Below are 14,498 nucleotides of genomic sequence, written 5' to 3' on the forward strand. Positions count from 1 at the left end.
CGGCAAGGATGGGAGCCATGTGGATAGGGGCGCTGGAGCTGGACCTGTTGCTGGGGGACGTGCATTCCCTCAAGGGGAAACGGTCGGTCGTCCGTCCCATCCTTGCGGAACTGCGGCGCAAATTCGATGTCTCCGCCGCAGAGGTCAGCTCCCTGGACCTGCACCGCCGGTCAGGGATAGGCGTGGGCATTGTGGCGGCGGACCGTGCCCACGTGGTGGATGTGCTGGATGCCGCGGAACGGCTGGTGGCGGGCCGGCCGGAAGTGGAGTTGCTGAGCGCCCGGCGTCAATTGTTCACCGAGCAGGACTAGCCACCGCGCTCCGCATCCGCCCATCCGCCGGATAAATGGGGAACAATTGGCCGGGTGAGTCTTAGCACCGTAGAACCAGTCAATGTTTCCGGATCCACCGATGAGCAGGTGATTGCCCAACTGGCCGCCGAGCTGGGGGTAGCGCCCTGGCAGGTCCGGGCGGCGGTGGGCCTGCTCGACGGCGGCGCCACGGTTCCGTTCATCGCCCGGTACCGCAAGGAGGCCACCGGCACGCTGGATGACGCCCAGCTGCGGGACCTGGACGAGCGGCTGCGGTACCTGCGCGAACTGGAGGACCGGCGGCGGGCCATCCTCGAGGCCATCGCTGCCCAGGGGAAGCTGACGGACGAACTGCGGGAGGCCGTCGTCGGCGCCGAGACCAAGTCCCGCCTGGAAGACATCTACCTTCCCTACCGCAGCAAGCGGCGGACCAAGGCCCAGATAGCCAGGGAAGCGGGACTGGAACCGCTGGCGGAAGCGCTGCTGGCCGATCCCCGGCGTTCCCCGGACGCTGAGGCCGCGCGGTACGTGCGCGAGGGGATCCCGGATGCGGCCGAGGCGCTCGCCGGGGCACGCGCCATCCTGATCGAACGGGTTTCCCAGGACGCGGACCTGTTGACCGAACAGCGCGAGAAGCTCTGGCGCCAGGGCCGGATGCGCTCGCAGGTGCGTCCCGGCAAGGAAGCCGAAGGGCGGAAATTCACCGACTACTACGACTTTTCCCAGTCTCCCTCCGGGATGCCGTCACACCGCGTCCTCGCCCTGTTCCGCGGCGAGAAGGAAGGCATGCTGGAACTGGCCCTGACGGAGGGGGATCCGGCCGATGCCGAAGTCCTGGCTGCGGCCCGCGCCCGATACGAACGCTCCGTGGCGGCCCGTCTGGGGGTGGCGGACCGCGGGCGTCCCGCTGACCCGTGGCTGATGACCACCGTGCAGCTGGCCTGGCGGCGGATCCTCGCCAAGCTCTCGGTGGATCTGCGTGTCCGCCTCTTTACGGAGGCGGAAACCGAGGCGGTGCGGGTATTTGCGGCCAACCTGCGGGATGTGCTGCTGGCCGCACCCGCCGGAAACCGGACCACTCTGGGACTCGATCCCGGGCTGCGTACCGGCGTGAAGGTTGCCGTGGTGGACGGCACCGGCAAGGTGGTTGCCACCGATACGGTCTATCCCCATGCGCCTGTGCGCCGCTGGGATGACGCCCTGGCCACGCTGGCCGGTCTGGTGAAGCAGCACGGGGTGGAACTGATTGCCATCGGCAACGGCACCGCTTCCAGGGAAACGGATAAGCTCGCTGCCGAGTTGATGAAGCTGGTCCCGGGCGGGTCGCTGGGCAAGCTGGTGGTGTCCGAGGCCGGTGCGTCCGTGTACTCAGCGTCCGCCCTTGCCTCGGCCGAGCTGCCCGGCATGGATGTGTCCCTGCGCGGCGCCGTCTCGATTGCCCGGCGGCTGCAGGATCCGTTGGCGGAACTGGTGAAGATCGATCCGAAGTCCATCGGGGTGGGCCAGTACCAGCACGACGTGACGCCGGCGAAGCTGGAGCGTTCGCTGGATGCGGTGATTGAGGACTGCGTGAACGCCGTGGGGGTGGACGTGAACACAGCCTCCCCGTCGCTGCTGACCCGGGTGGCCGGCGTCGGTCCGCTGCTCAGCGAAAACATCGTGGCTTACCGCAATGCGAACGGGCCGTTTGCCCGCCGGCAGGACCTGATGAAGGTGCCTCGGCTCGGGGCGAAGGCCTTTGAACAGTGTGCCGGGTTCCTGCGCGTCAGCGGCGGAAAGGAACCGCTGGACGGGACCAGCGTCCACCCGGAGTCCTACCCGATTGCCCGGAAGGTCCTGGCTGCGGCCGGGGCGACCATGAGCGCGTCGGGAGCGGCCCTGGAGGGTGTGGACCCCGCAGCGTTCGTGGATGACCAGGTAGGCCTTCCGACCGTTTTGGACATCATCGCCGAGCTGCGGAAGCCGGGGCGGGACCCGCGGCCCGCTTTTGAAACAGCCAGCTTCTCGGAGGGAATCGAGAAGATCTCGGACCTGCGTCCGGGAATGGTCCTCGACGGCGTGGTCACCAACGTGGCTGCCTTCGGCGCCTTCGTGGACGTGGGAGTCCACCAGGACGGGCTGGTCCACATCTCCGCGATGTCGCACACCTTCATTTCGGACCCACGGGAGGTGGTCCGGTCCGGACAGGTGGTGAAGGTCAAGGTGATGGAGGCGGACCCGGAGCGGAAACGGATTTCGCTGACGCTGCGGCTTGACGACGACGCCGCGGAGCCCGGCGGGCGGTCCGGACGCCCTCCGCAGGGAAGCCGCAAAGCCGAGGGCACCAAGCCGAGCAGCACCAAGCCGGGCAGCGCGAAGCCCGGCATTACCCAGCCGGGCACCGCCAGGTCCAGGGCCGAGAAACCCGGCACGGGGAGGACCAATCCGGGCAGGTCCAACCAGGCCAAGGCTCAAGGTGCCGCCGGCATCCCGAAGGCCAGCGCCCCGAAAACCAGCTCGCCGAAGGCCAGCGCGCCCACCGGGGCCATGGCGGATGCGCTTCGGGCGGCCGGGCTGCTGAAATAGCCCGACCGTCGCCTCTTGCAGCCTGCTGGTTACTCTGCGGGACCCTCAGCCTCGGCTGCTTCGTCGGCCTTGTCCTGTGCGGCAGGGACCGCGCCGGCGGGTGAAGTTCCCTGATCGTCGCGGATGTTGCCGGCCGAATGCGAGGCGCTGCCTGGTCTCCGGGGTTCGCCGGTGGGGCCGGGCTGCGGGGCGCTGGGACCGAGCGGGTCCTCGGCGTCGTTTGCGGGGCCGGTGGGTTCAGTAGTCACAATGTCCTCTCGGTTAGCCCTGGGCGAGGAGTTCGCCCAGCAGGCTGGTGTCCAGGGCAGCAAGAAGTGCCCGCGGATTTTCGTAGACTTCGCGGGCGCCTGCCTCGCGCAGTTCGGCTTCGCTCGTGCCGCCGCAGGTCAGGCCGATGGTGGGAATGGAGAGCTTCCCGGCTGCCTTGACGTCCCACACCGAATCGCCCACGAACACGGTGTTCGCGGCTTCCAGGCCACCGGCCTCCAGGGCAGCTTCGAGGATGTCCGGGGAGGGTTTGCTGGCTTCGGCGTCTGCGGAGCTGGTGGCATCGGTGATCGCGGAGTCGGCGTCGATGACGGTGCGCAGGTACTCGAGTTCGGCTCCGGAAGCGGAGGATGCCAGGACCACGGTGAGGTCTTTCTTCGAGCAGGCCTTCAGGAGTTCGCTGGCGCCGTCGAAAGACCGAAGCGAGGGCCACCAGGTGGAGAAGATGGCACCGTGTGTGGCATCAAGCTGCTCATCCTCGTCCTTGTTGCGGTCTTCGCCCAGCAGGTGCTCCACGAGCTTGTCGCCGCCCATGCCGATGGCGCGGTGGATGGCGGACATCGGAACGTCATGTTCCATCCGGCGGAAGGCCTGCCACCACGCGACGGCGTGCAGATAGTTTGAATCCACCAGGGTTCCGTCTACGTCGAAAAGAACGCCGCGCTTGTCGTTGTCCAAATTACTCATGGTGTGTGCCTCAGTTTCCTTGGAGCCTGTCTGGTTCGTCTGGTTCGAAGTCTAGTGGCCGTGCCGCCGCCGACGACGCCTCCGCCGACGTCGACCCGTTGGCACCGGTGGCTGCCGGCGTCGCGCGAACCTGTCCGGGCGGGCCCAGGAAGGTTCGCAGTTGTTCTTCGAGGATGCTGCGGTCCCGAAGTTCGCATTCCCAGACCACCAGGACGTCCCAACCTCCGGCCGCCAGCCGTTCCTGGGCCGCCGCATCCCGCTCGACGGTGCGTTTGCGTTTCGCGGCCCAGAACTCGCTATTGGTCTTTGGAGCGTGCTGCCCGGCCCGGCAGGAGTGGAAGTGCCAGAAGCAACCGTTGACGAAGAGGACTTTCCTGCGCCCGGCGAAAACCAGGTCAGGCTTGCCCGGAAGGCTGGACTTACCGAAGGAGCCGTGCAACCGGAACCGGTAACCCGCGGCGTGGAGGATGCCGCGGATCAGGAGTTCAGGTTTGGTGTTCTTGCCCCGGATGCGCGACATGTTGCGGCTGCGCTGCTCCGGACTGACGGTATCGGCCATGGATCCAGTCTAGGAACAGATCACAATTGCATTTCGCACTACTCGATTCTTGCGGCGGGGGATCCGCAAACTCATAAGGTGACTTAGTATTGAAGGCACTGATAGACCCCTTACAAGGAGGTAAGTGATGTCGGGCTACTTCAAGCTGGTGGACGCCCACGAGGGAAGTTTCCGCATTAAGCTCATTGCCGGCGACGGAACGCTGATGGCAGTATCCACCACTTTTGAAACCAAGCGGGAAGCAGCGGCCGGGATCGCGCAGCTGCGGGAGATTGCAGGAACAGGTCCTGTAGTCGACCAGAGCCGGGATTCGGATGTGCTGGGCGAAGCCAAGAACTCGGCCCCCAAGGCAGCAGCCAGCTGACGAGAAGACGAACATACAAACCAGGCCTTCGGCTCCCTAACCGGGAACCGGAGGCCTGTTCCGTTGTCGCAGCGCTTCCTTACTGCCGGGCGCATGCTCCAGCCCCGGGCGGATCTGCCCTACTCAGCCCTGGTCTTCGCCACCTTCGGCCGGCTCCTGGGTGTGCTCGCGCTGCTCGTTTTCCTGCTCGTTGGTCTCACCTTCGGACGGCTCCTGCGAATGCGTCCGGTTGGAGTCCTTTTCCTTGTTGGCGCTCTGTTCGCTCATGCGGTTTCTCCGATTCATGTCCAGCCGACACCGGCATCCGCCGGCTCTAGCGGCCCTACCTCCAGTCTAGAAACCTCTGCCCGAACCTAGAACCCCTTAGGGACACACTCGGCCTCGAGGGGCGGCTGCGGACACGCCTGCACCAAGCTGCTGGCCAGTACCCGTCGTCGCCGGTAGCGTGAGCCGGATGCAGCCAAAAGACGCGGACGTCATTGTTGTTGGAGCCGGGCTCGCCGGCCTGGTAGCCACAGCCGAACTCGTGGACGCCGGACGCTCGGTGATCCTGCTTGAGCAGGAGGGATCCCAGGGGCTGGGCGGCCAGGCGTGGTGGTCCTTTGGCGGGCTTTTCCTGGTGGATTCGCCTGAACAGCGCAGGCTCCGGGTGAAGGACTCCGTGGAGCTTGCCTGGCAGGACTGGCTGGGCACCGCGGGTTTTGACCGCGAGGAGGACCATTGGCCGCGGAAGTGGGCCGAAGCGTACGTGCATTTCGCTGCAGGGGAGAAGCGGGCCTGGCTGCAGCAGATGGGGCACCGGATCTTCCCGGTGGTGGGCTGGGCCGAGCGCGGCGGATACGGCGCCAACGGACCAGGGAACTCCGTTCCGCGCTTCCACATCACCTGGGGCACGGGGCCGGGGATCACCGCGCCTTTCGAGGCCAAGGTGCGCGACGGCGTCGAACGCGGGCTGGTGCGTTTCGCCTTCCGCCATCGCCTCGATGACCTGGTCCTGACCGGGGGAGCCGTGACCGGCGTGCGCGGCAGCGTCCTGGAGCCGACGACGGCGCCTCGCGGCACCGCTTCCAGCCGTACCGTAGTCGGGGACTTCGAATTCAGTGCCTCCGCCGTGGTGATAACCACCGGAGGCATCGGCGGAGACCATGACGCCGTCCGGGCAGCGTGGCCCCGGAGAATGGGACCTGCGCCCGCGAACATGCTCAGCGGGGTGCCCGAGCATGTGGATGGGCGGGGCATCGGAATTGCCCAGGCTGCCGGCGGGCGGGTGATCAACCCGGACCGCATGTGGCATTACGTGGAAGGAATCCGGAACTGGGACCCGGTCTGGAAGAACCACGGAATCCGCATCCTGCCCGGTCCGTCCTCGCTGTGGCTGGATGCGGCCGGAAACCGCCTGCCGGTGCCGTTGTTTCCGGGTTTCGACACCCTTGGGACCCTGGAGCACCTGCGCCGCAGCGGCTCCGACTACAGCTGGTTCATTCTGAACAAGGCGATCATCCGCAAGGAATTTGCGCTTTCCGGTTCCGAACAGAATCCGGACCTCACCGGAAAATCAGTCCGGGACGTCCTGAAACGGGCCACGGCCGGAGTGCCTGCCCCCGTCCAGGCGTTCCTGGACCACGGCGAGGATTTCATTACCGCCAATTCGGTCGAGGAGCTCGTTGCCGGCATGAACCTGCTGGCCAAAGGCTCGTCCGTGCATGGCGACGCGCCGGAACTGTCGGCGGAATCGGTGCGGCATGAACTGGAATCCAGGGACCGGGAAATCCGCAACCCGTTCACGAAGGATTCGCAGGTGACCGCCATCCGCGGGGCACGCACCTATCTGGGGGACAGGCTGATCCGCACCGCCGCACCGCACCGCATCCTGGATCCGAAGGCCGGACCGCTGATCGCCGTGCGCTTGTCCGTACTGACCCGCAAGACCCTCGGCGGGCTGGAAACGGACCTGCAGTCCCGGGTCCTGGCCGACGACGGCACACCGGTTCCCGGCCTCTTCGCAGCCGGGGAGGCCGCCGGGTTCGGCGGCGGCGGAATGCACGGGTACCGCTCGCTGGAAGGGACGTTCCTCGGCGGGTGCCTGTTCAGCGGACGAGCTGCCGGCCGGGCTGCGGCCGGCTAGGCAACGGGTCCGCCAAAGGCCGCTGGCCGGGACACCTTGGAGGTGGCCCGGCCAGCGGAGAAACGGTTTTGCGGTGTAGCGGCCTAGCCGGCGTAGCCCAGGGACTTCGCCTGGCGGTACTGCTTCATCTGGTTGAAGTAGGCACTGGCCGGGGCGGTAAAGAGCATCACCACGCCGGCAACGACCAGCAGGATGGAAACAAGGCTGAGGATACCTTCGAGGGAGCCGTTGATTCCGATCAGGCCGAAGAGGGAAAGCCCGGCGAACACGGTGACGACGATGCGTGCCCAGTTGTGGCCCTTCCGTGCAAACACGGCGAACAGGACGCTGACCGCAACACTGATCACGCCGATCACGACGCCGGTAACAATCCCGATGGTTACTGCCGTGTCCGCTTCAGCGGCGCTGAGCCCGCTGACCCGGGCAAGTTCGCTGCGGCCCTCATCCGACATCAAGGTGACAATGGAAAGGATTCCGGCAATGAGGCTGACAACGGCAGAAGCGATCAGGAGCCAAAAACCACGCTCCACTGCAGCCGGACGCTGCGGCGCGGCAGGAGTGGCAGCAGGTTGTCCCCCGCTGAAGGCGTTGTAGTTGTAGTTCGAAGGCGTACTCATTTTTCCCCTTAGGTGCTTTGGGCTACGGTTTGTGGAAATGACAAACGGTCGTTTCGGCCCAGCGTAGCCAAGATCTCCCCATCTGCGCCTCCCCACTCCGGGGGAGATTCACCGTGTCTTTATCCGGATGCACCCATGCCAGGGTCCGCCGGAAGGATTACCCGGGAACCGCCGGCTCCAGCGCTGCATCCGCTTCGGTTTCCGCACCGGAATAATGCCGTCCCCGCCGCAGTTGAGATGAACATGCAAACGCATGAAGAGGAGTCGAACATGGTGGATCGCAGGATTGTCGTGGTTTCGGGCGGACTGGGTGTCCCGTCCTCGTCCCGGATGCTTGCCGACGCCCTGGCCTCCGCAGCCAAGGCTGAGATTGAGGGACTTGGGCTGAGCGCCAGCGTCAGCACCTTCGAACTGCGTGAATACGCCGTGGACATTGCCAACAACATGGTGACGGGTTACGCGGCGCCGCGGCTGGACGCGGCGATTAATGAACTGATTGCCGCTGATGCCCTGGTGGCGGTCACGCCGGTCTTCACCGCGTCTATGAGCGGACTGTTTAAGTCCTTCTTCGATGTCATCGACAACACCGCACTGGACGGGAAACCGGTACTGCTTGGTGCCACCGGCGGCAGTGCCCGGCACTCCATGGTCCTGGACTACTGCCTGCGGCCGATGTTCAGCTACCTCCGTGCGCGGGTGGCCCCCACCGCTGTCTACGCCGCACCGGGGGACTGGGGGACGGGTGAAACCGGTACGGGCACTTTGGACCAGCGGGTTCGCCGTGCTGCCGGAGAACTGGTGGCGCTGCTGGGGGATGCACCGGTGCAGAAGCGCCGGGATCCGGCGCAGTCGCTGCCCTTCGAGGAACTGCTCGCCCAGACACAGCGCCAGTAGTTACGCAAGCGCCAGCAGTTACGGACCACTAAACCTACGTGTCCACGCGGGGGCCGGACGCGACGTCGCCGTCCCACCCCAGATTGCCGGCCATCCGCTGCAGGACGGCAAGCAGGGCGGTGTATTCCTCTTCGGTGATGTTGTCCGTCATCAGCTGCCGAATCCGGTCCACCGCACCGCGGAGGTTCTCCAGGCTTCGGCTGCCAAGGTCGGTGAGCTGGTACTGGCCGTCTTCCAGCAGCACCCAACCGGATTCCCGCAGCTCCTCGATAAGCTCCGCGGAGGTGCCGGTCTCCACTGCGGGAAAGTAGGGGCGCAGGCCGTCCGACAACTCTTTTTGGGTAGCGGGGCCCTCAACCAGCAGGTTCATCATTTGCCACTGCCGGCGGGTCACGCCATGTTCTTCGAAGCTGGCACCAAATTGGTCGTCGACCAGCTGGTCGACGAGCTTGAGCCAGAATCCGATGGGACGCTCCTGATTCGCCATCACTCCACTGTACAAATCAAACCCCGTGCAGGGAATGGCAGTGGTGCAGGCAGTAGGCCACCGTCGAAGCGGGCTTGGACGCCACGCCGGACCAAGCACCAGGGTTCGGCTCAGTCGAAGCGGGCTTGGGTGCCGCACCGGGGACAGGGGGCGGACCGGGCCAGGTCCAGGCACACCGCGCACACGGGAAGGTCGCCGGTATCGTCCTGCAGCGGACGGTTGGGCATCTGTTTGCCGCAGTAGGGGACCGGGCGGCGTGCACGGCTGCGTGCCCGCCGCTTGCAGGGGGTGCAGAAAATGTGCACCAGATCGTCTTCATCCTTGGGGCGAGTCTCGACCGGCCGGACCAGCGTTGATTCCTGGACGCTCATTGCCTTTCCTTGGTACGCATGTTGCTCGGCCCGACGCCGTCCGACGGCGGAAGCGGGCCCTGTTTCCAAGGTAATCGGTTCCACGCGCCGTAGAATCTGGCTGATCCCGGCGCCGGCGCGGGATTGAGCGGCTGTCCCCAGATGCAGGGTGGCCGAATTCACGTCGGGATCCGCTGCTGATACAGGCCCGTTACTGCAGCAGTCCCAACGCAGTTCCGCTACTGGAGCAGCGACCGGATGTCGTCGGCGGTGAGCGCGGAACTGAAGACGGCGTCGTCGTCCATTACGGAGGAGAACAGCTTCGCCTTTTGCTCCTTCAGCGCCATGACCTTTTCCTCGATCGTGTCGCGGGCCACCATGCGGTACACCATGACGTTGTTTTTCTGCCCGATCCGGTGCGTACGGTCCACCGCCTGGGATTCCGCTGCCGGGTTCCACCACGGATCCAGCAGGAAGACGTAATCCGCCTCCGTCAGGTTCAACCCGAATCCGCCGGCCTTGAGGCTGATCAGGAACACCGGAACAACGCCGTCCTTGAACGAGGCAATCACCTCGGCCCGGTTGCGGGTGGAGCCGTCGAGGTAGGCGTACTTGATGCCCTGCTCGTCCAGGCGCTGGGCGGCCTTTTTCAGGAAGGACGTGAACTGGCTGAAGATCAGTGCCCGGTGGCCTTCGGCGGTAATGTCTTCGAGCTGCTCAAAGAGCACGTCCAGCTTCGCCGAGGGCACGCCGTCGTACTCCTCCGGCTCAACGAGTGAAGCGTCCAGGCTGAGCATGCGCAGCAGGGTCAGGGAACGGAAGACGATCATGCGGTTCCGGTCCATGTCCTGGATCAGGCCCATGAGTTTCTGCCGTTCGCGCTGCAGATGCGTCTCGTAAATCTTGCGGTGCTTGGGATGCAGTTCCACCTCCAGGATCTGCTCCTGCTTCTCCGGCAGGTCCTTGGCCACGGCTTCCTTGGTCCGGCGCATCAGCAGCGGCCGGATGCGCCGGCGCAGCCGTGCCAGCAGCTCCGGGCTGTCGCCGCGTTCAATGGGCCGCTGGTATTCGTCGGCGAACTTCCGGGCGGAAGGGAACAGGCCGGGAGCCACAATGGCGAACAACCCCCAGAGCTCCATCAGGTTGTTTTCCATCGGGGTGCCCGTGATGGCCAGTTTGAACGGCGCGGGCAGGTCCCGGGCGCACTGATGCACCCGGGTCACCCGGTTCTTGACGAACTGCGCCTCATCGAGAATCAGGCCGTCCCACTCCTGCTTCCGGTAGGAGGCGAAGTCCAGCCGGAACACCGCGTAAGAGGTGAGGACGACGTCGGCCCCTGCCACCACCTCGGCCAGCGGTACGCGGGACTTGCCGCTGGTGTCGGAGACCGTCACCACCTTCAGCCCCGGTGTGAAGCGTGCGGCTTCGGACGCCCAGTTGGGAACCACCGAGGTGGGGGCAACCACCAGGAAGGGCCGGCGGGGTTGAGCTACCGCGGCAGATCCTCCCTGTGCCTGCCGTTCCCGGGCGTGGGCAAGCAGGGCGAGGGTCTGCAGGGTCTTGCCGAGCCCCATATCGTCGGCCAGGATCCCGCCCAGGCCATGGTCCCAGAGGAACGCCAGCCAGTTGAAGCCGTCCTGCTGATACGGCCGCAGGCTGGCCTGGAGCCCGGCGGGAAGCGGCACCGGGTCCACGGACTCCAAATCCAGCAGGGCCGAGACGGACTCCCGCCAGGCGACGGCTTCCTCGGTTTCCTCCGCCAGTTCCTCCAGTTCGGACCACAGCCCGGCCTGGTAACGGCTGATGGACAGTTCTCCGGTGTCCCATTCCTGCAGGCCCTGTGCCTCATTGATCAGGGCGTGGAGATGTTCAAACTCGGGACGGTCCAGGGAAAGGTAGGTCCGGTCCACGAGCAGCAGCTTGGTTTTGCCCTGCGCTATGGCCTTGAAGATGTCCGCGAACGGCACCAGCCGGCCCTCCACCGTGACCATCACGGCGAGGTCGAACCAGTCGCGGCGTTCGGTTTCCACGGTGGTGATCTTCAGCTTCGGCGCCTCGAGCAGCTCCCGGTAATCGGGCCGGGTTCCCTCGACCTCCACCCGCACCCCGTCGAGCTTCTCCAGCTCCGGCAGGACATGCTCGGTGAATTCGGCGGCCTCTATTTCGCGCAGGATCCGGTTGCGGGGTACGGCGTGCAGGGTTTTCCCCGCGGCCGCCAGGAGTGTAGCTTCGGCGGGGATGTCGCGGTAGGAGGTATCGCCGTCGTCCGCTGTCCCTGCCTTGCCGCTCTGGGGTGTGCGGGTGAGCGGCAGCCGGGTCTGGGAACTGCCGTGCTGATAGACCCAGCTCCAGGTCAGGGTCAGCTGGTCCTCAGGGCCGAAGGCAGCGGTGAGGAGCAGCGCGGGCGGCTCGATCTCGGGGAACTCCACGGAGTCGTCGCTGCTGGTGACCGGCAGGACCTGCCGCAGCCGCGGGTAGAACTTCTCGAGGAATACCGGGGCGTCTGCCTTCGGCACCATTACCGGGGCGCCTTGGAGCAGCAGGCCCTTGTCCTGTTCCGTCAGGGTCTTGGCCGTGGGCGCCAGCGTGATGGTGTTCTGCGGAGACCGGAGGTAAATACCGTGGCTGCCGATAATCCCGGCATCTTCCAGCGGGACCGGCGAGCCGTCCACTTCGAGCGTCGGCAGCAGCTGCAGCGGCGCCGGAGTGTCCCCGCCGGCGGCCCGGACATCCAGGGACAGGGTGGCGAGTTTCCCGACGCGGACGGCGGCGTCCTTCTTGGTGCCGACAAACGGGATGCCCAGCCGCACCGCTTCATCCAGCAGTTGCCAGAGCAGGGGATTGGCGAAGTCGTCGAGGTACAGCCAGGAGTCGTTCTGCCCGAAGTAGCTCACCCCGTTGGAGCGGTGCAGGGCCGGGAACTGGGAGAACCAGCGGTGCTGGTCCGGATCCAGCCGCAGTCCGTAGGTCTGGTAGCTGATGTTGCTCCACGCCAGGTTGTTCTTGACCCAGTTGCCCTTGGAGTTTCGCACCACGGGACGCACCCCCAGCCGGAAGGGGGTGGCCCGGTGCCGGCTGCGCGGGGCGGGAGCGCCCCAGCGGGGCGCAGCTGCCGCGGCAAAGTTCCGCAGTTCGAACTGCAGTGCCAGGGGAGTGGTTTCCGTGGGCTTGGTGCTGTCTGCCAGATCCGCATCGATCAGGGTCTGCAGCGACTGCTGCCAGGCCGGCACGGATGGCCGTAGGGCGGGGGCGGAGAGTTCCTGCCGGGAAATCAAATGCTCGGTGTTGCTCTGCAGCGCTGCCGCGGCAACATGCTTGCAGTCGAAGCCGAGGGGGCAGCTGCAGTGGTTATCCAGCAGGCGGTAATCACCCTGGCGTTTAGCGCCGAGCTGCAGCATGGTCCGGTAGGGGACCGACGCGCTGCCGCGAACAGACGCGCGCAGCACCTCGCCTTGCGCATCCCACTCCAGGGTCTCCACGGCACCGCCCTTGGCGTAGGTCTGGCCCCGCTGAAACGCCGATCCGCCGACCACGCGGATGACGTCGGTAACGTCTACGAGCGGAGGGGTTTCGAGCATGGTTTTATCGTCTCACGCAGTACTGACGGTTTCCGCCGCCGGGTTCCTTCGGGGAATTTGGCAGGCCCCGGGGTGCCCTGTTTAGGATGTTAGTAGCGCGGATCACAATGGCGTGATCTGCGTTTCACTTTCCCCGGGTCGGGTACCCGCAGGGAACCGCCGCTTCACACTGCAGAGCTGGCCCGCCGTCGTCGTCCGCCCTCCTCCGCCTGAACCTCCGGTGCAGTCCCGGCTCCCAAATACCCGTGCGCTATTATCGCCGCATGAATGATTCGGCGGGTCTTCAGGAATGGTCATCTTCAATGCTCACCGGCGAGCGGGTCCGCTTCCGCGAGCTTCGTGAACCTGACCTCGCACACCTGGCCGAGTGGTGGAATGACCCGTCCCAGGCGATCCTGCAGCAGGACCGGGTCACCGTCCGCCCGCAGGAGGCGGCGGCGGCCCTGTTTCGGACCTGGAGCAAGAACGAGTCACCGTCCGGTTTCGGCTACAGCATTGTCAATCCGGCCGAAAAGCTGATCGGACATATCAGCGTCTGGGGAATATCCGTTCCGGAACGGATTGCCACCATGGCAATTATCATCAGCCCGGAATTCCAGGACCAGGGCCTGGGGCGGGAATCCCTGCAGCTCGGACTGCGGATTGTCTTTGAGGAAATGGGTGCGCATAAGGCCGAACTGCAGACGTGGTCCTATAACCAGCGGGCCATTCATCTGTATCGGTCGCTGGGGTTCCGTGAGGAAGGACGCCGCCGCGCCGCCGTGTTCCACCGCGGAGAGTTCCACGACCAGATGCTGCTCGGAATGCTGGAGGAGGAATACCGGGCCGAGGGCTAGGGCAGTCCGGCGGACGCCGGTGACCCGGAGCCGACATGGATTTCGACGCGTTCGATCCAATCCCGCATCAAAGCTGAGACCAGCGCGGGACGTTCGAGGTGGAGGTTGTGCCCGGCGGCGTCCAGCACGGTGAAGGTGCCACGCGGGTAATGCTCCCGCACTGCCCAGCCGTCTTCGTATCCCGTGACATGGTCCTGCCGGCCGAAAATGTGCAGGGACGGTGCATCGAACGGCTGCGCGTGGGCGAGCTCGGGCTCCGTGTCCAGCGCGTAGTCAGCGGCAATCTGTTCCATAAGTGCCTGATCCGCGCCCCGGAGGCCCGGGAGCACGTACTCGGAGAAGCCCGCAAAAGCGTCGGCTGTCTGCAGGACCGCCTCGTCCTCGAAGTCGGCCGAGCCATCTGCCCCGGCCTCAATCAGGGCCGGGTCCCGGTGAATGATTTGCCGGGGCGGCAGGACCCGGTCTGCATGGATCGCCGTGAACACCGAAGCCAGGGTTGCCAACCCGAGCACCTGGTCCTTCAGGGTATGGGCCACGTGCCGGGCCACCATGCCGCCGAAGGAATTCCCGATCAGGGCAAACGGCTCGTCGCCCAGCCGGTTCCTGATCTCCTCGACGACGCCGTCTGCCACCTCTTGGGCGCCGGCGGCCGGCGTCCGCGAACCGTGCTCGGCCCAGGGAAGGTCAAGATAGATGCGCCGCCAGGCAAGGTCGCCAAGGGCGCCTTCCAGGGGCAGCATGATCCGGTGGTCCACGCCAAACCCGTGTATGAGCACCAGGGGTTGGCCGTTTCCTATTTCGCGGGCAATCACCCCGCGATCCTATGCGCGCCCCTGCCCGCCCGGGCGGAACGACTGG

14 protein-coding genes and 1 pseudogene are annotated in these 14,498 nt (G+C 65.9%); 6 read left to right on the forward strand and 9 right to left on the reverse strand.

The genetic code is table 11. From position 1 onward, the window contains the following. The first annotated feature begins 17 nt into the window (after positions 1-17). Positions 18-311, forward strand: coding sequence for a DUF503 domain-containing protein (locus N2L00_RS02910; RefSeq protein WP_255863793.1), 294 nt, complete (start codon positions 18-20; stop codon positions 309-311). A 54-nt stretch (positions 312-365) separates the two neighbouring features. After that, entirely contained in the window at positions 366-2,876 is a 2,511-nt protein-coding gene (locus N2L00_RS02915) for a Tex family protein (protein ID WP_255863794.1), read from the forward strand. Between the two features lie 29 nt (positions 2,877-2,905). Here N2L00_RS02915 and N2L00_RS02920 read toward each other — a convergent pair whose 3' ends face one another. From N2L00_RS02920 to N2L00_RS02930, 3 genes and pseudogenes are all read right to left on the reverse strand, one after another. Then, positions 2,906-3,124, reverse strand: a complete 219-nt coding sequence (locus tag N2L00_RS02920) for a hypothetical protein (RefSeq protein WP_255766733.1) — start codon at positions 3,122-3,124, stop codon at positions 2,906-2,908. Between the two features lie 13 nt (positions 3,125-3,137). Continuing rightward, the gene (locus N2L00_RS02925) at positions 3,138-3,830 is read right to left on the reverse strand and encodes an HAD family hydrolase (RefSeq protein ID WP_255863795.1); all 693 of its coding nucleotides are present in this window, start codon (positions 3,828-3,830) and stop codon (positions 3,138-3,140) included. Positions 3,831-3,975: 145 nt separating this feature from the next. After that, a pseudogene (locus N2L00_RS02930) lies at positions 3,976-4,389 on the reverse strand (very short patch repair endonuclease); the annotation flags it as partial. Between the two features lie 127 nt (positions 4,390-4,516). On the opposite strand from N2L00_RS02930, the gene N2L00_RS02935 reads away from it, so the two are divergent. Then, a complete protein-coding gene (locus N2L00_RS02935; RefSeq protein WP_255766735.1) occupies positions 4,517-4,753 on the forward strand; it encodes a DUF1508 domain-containing protein in 237 nt (78 codons plus the stop codon). A 123-nt stretch (positions 4,754-4,876) separates the two neighbouring features. Here N2L00_RS02935 and N2L00_RS02940 read toward each other — a convergent pair whose 3' ends face one another. Continuing rightward, the gene (locus N2L00_RS02940; protein WP_255863796.1) at positions 4,877-5,020 is read right to left on the reverse strand and encodes a hypothetical protein; all 144 of its coding nucleotides are present in this window, start codon (positions 5,018-5,020) and stop codon (positions 4,877-4,879) included. Positions 5,021-5,207: 187 nt separating this feature from the next. Here N2L00_RS02940 and N2L00_RS02945 point away from each other — a divergent pair, with 187 nt between their 5' ends. Beyond that, the gene (locus N2L00_RS02945) at positions 5,208-6,878 is read left to right on the forward strand and encodes an FAD-binding dehydrogenase (RefSeq protein ID WP_255863797.1); all 1,671 of its coding nucleotides are present in this window, start codon (positions 5,208-5,210) and stop codon (positions 6,876-6,878) included. A gap of 83 nt (positions 6,879-6,961) precedes the next feature. On the opposite strand, the gene N2L00_RS02950 is transcribed toward N2L00_RS02945, so the two are convergent. Then, on the reverse strand, positions 6,962-7,495 hold the full coding sequence (locus N2L00_RS02950) for a hypothetical protein (RefSeq protein ID WP_255863798.1): 534 nt from the start codon (positions 7,493-7,495) through the stop codon (positions 6,962-6,964). A gap of 270 nt (positions 7,496-7,765) precedes the next feature. Here N2L00_RS02950 and N2L00_RS02955 point away from each other — a divergent pair, with 270 nt between their 5' ends. Next, positions 7,766-8,389, forward strand: coding sequence for a CE1759 family FMN reductase (locus N2L00_RS02955; protein ID WP_255863799.1), 624 nt, complete (start codon positions 7,766-7,768; stop codon positions 8,387-8,389). 34 nt (positions 8,390-8,423) lie between these two features. Here N2L00_RS02955 and N2L00_RS02960 read toward each other — a convergent pair whose 3' ends face one another. The 3 genes from N2L00_RS02960 to N2L00_RS02970 form a co-directional block, all read right to left on the reverse strand. Next, positions 8,424-8,876, reverse strand: coding sequence for a MarR family winged helix-turn-helix transcriptional regulator (locus N2L00_RS02960; RefSeq protein ID WP_255863800.1), 453 nt, complete (start codon positions 8,874-8,876; stop codon positions 8,424-8,426). A gap of 110 nt (positions 8,877-8,986) precedes the next feature. Continuing rightward, positions 8,987-9,247, reverse strand: coding sequence for a hypothetical protein (locus tag N2L00_RS02965; protein ID WP_227923117.1), 261 nt, complete (start codon positions 9,245-9,247; stop codon positions 8,987-8,989). Positions 9,248-9,465: 218 nt separating this feature from the next. Then, on the reverse strand, positions 9,466-12,804 hold the full coding sequence (locus tag N2L00_RS02970; RefSeq protein ID WP_255863801.1) for a DEAD/DEAH box helicase: 3,339 nt from the start codon (positions 12,802-12,804) through the stop codon (positions 9,466-9,468). A 263-nt stretch (positions 12,805-13,067) separates the two neighbouring features. Between N2L00_RS02970 and N2L00_RS02975 the strand changes: the two genes are divergently transcribed. After that, entirely contained in the window at positions 13,068-13,640 is a 573-nt protein-coding gene (locus N2L00_RS02975) for a GNAT family N-acetyltransferase (RefSeq protein ID WP_255766742.1), read from the forward strand. On the opposite strand, the gene N2L00_RS02980 is transcribed toward N2L00_RS02975, so the two are convergent. Then, on the reverse strand, positions 13,637-14,452 hold the full coding sequence (locus N2L00_RS02980; protein ID WP_255863802.1) for an alpha/beta fold hydrolase: 816 nt from the start codon (positions 14,450-14,452) through the stop codon (positions 13,637-13,639). The genes N2L00_RS02975 and N2L00_RS02980 overlap by 4 nt on opposite strands. Positions 14,453-14,498: the final 46 nt, after the last annotated feature.

Source organism: Arthrobacter sp. zg-Y1171 (assembly GCF_025244845.1).
Lineage (GTDB): Bacteria > Actinomycetota > Actinomycetes > Actinomycetales > Micrococcaceae > Arthrobacter_B.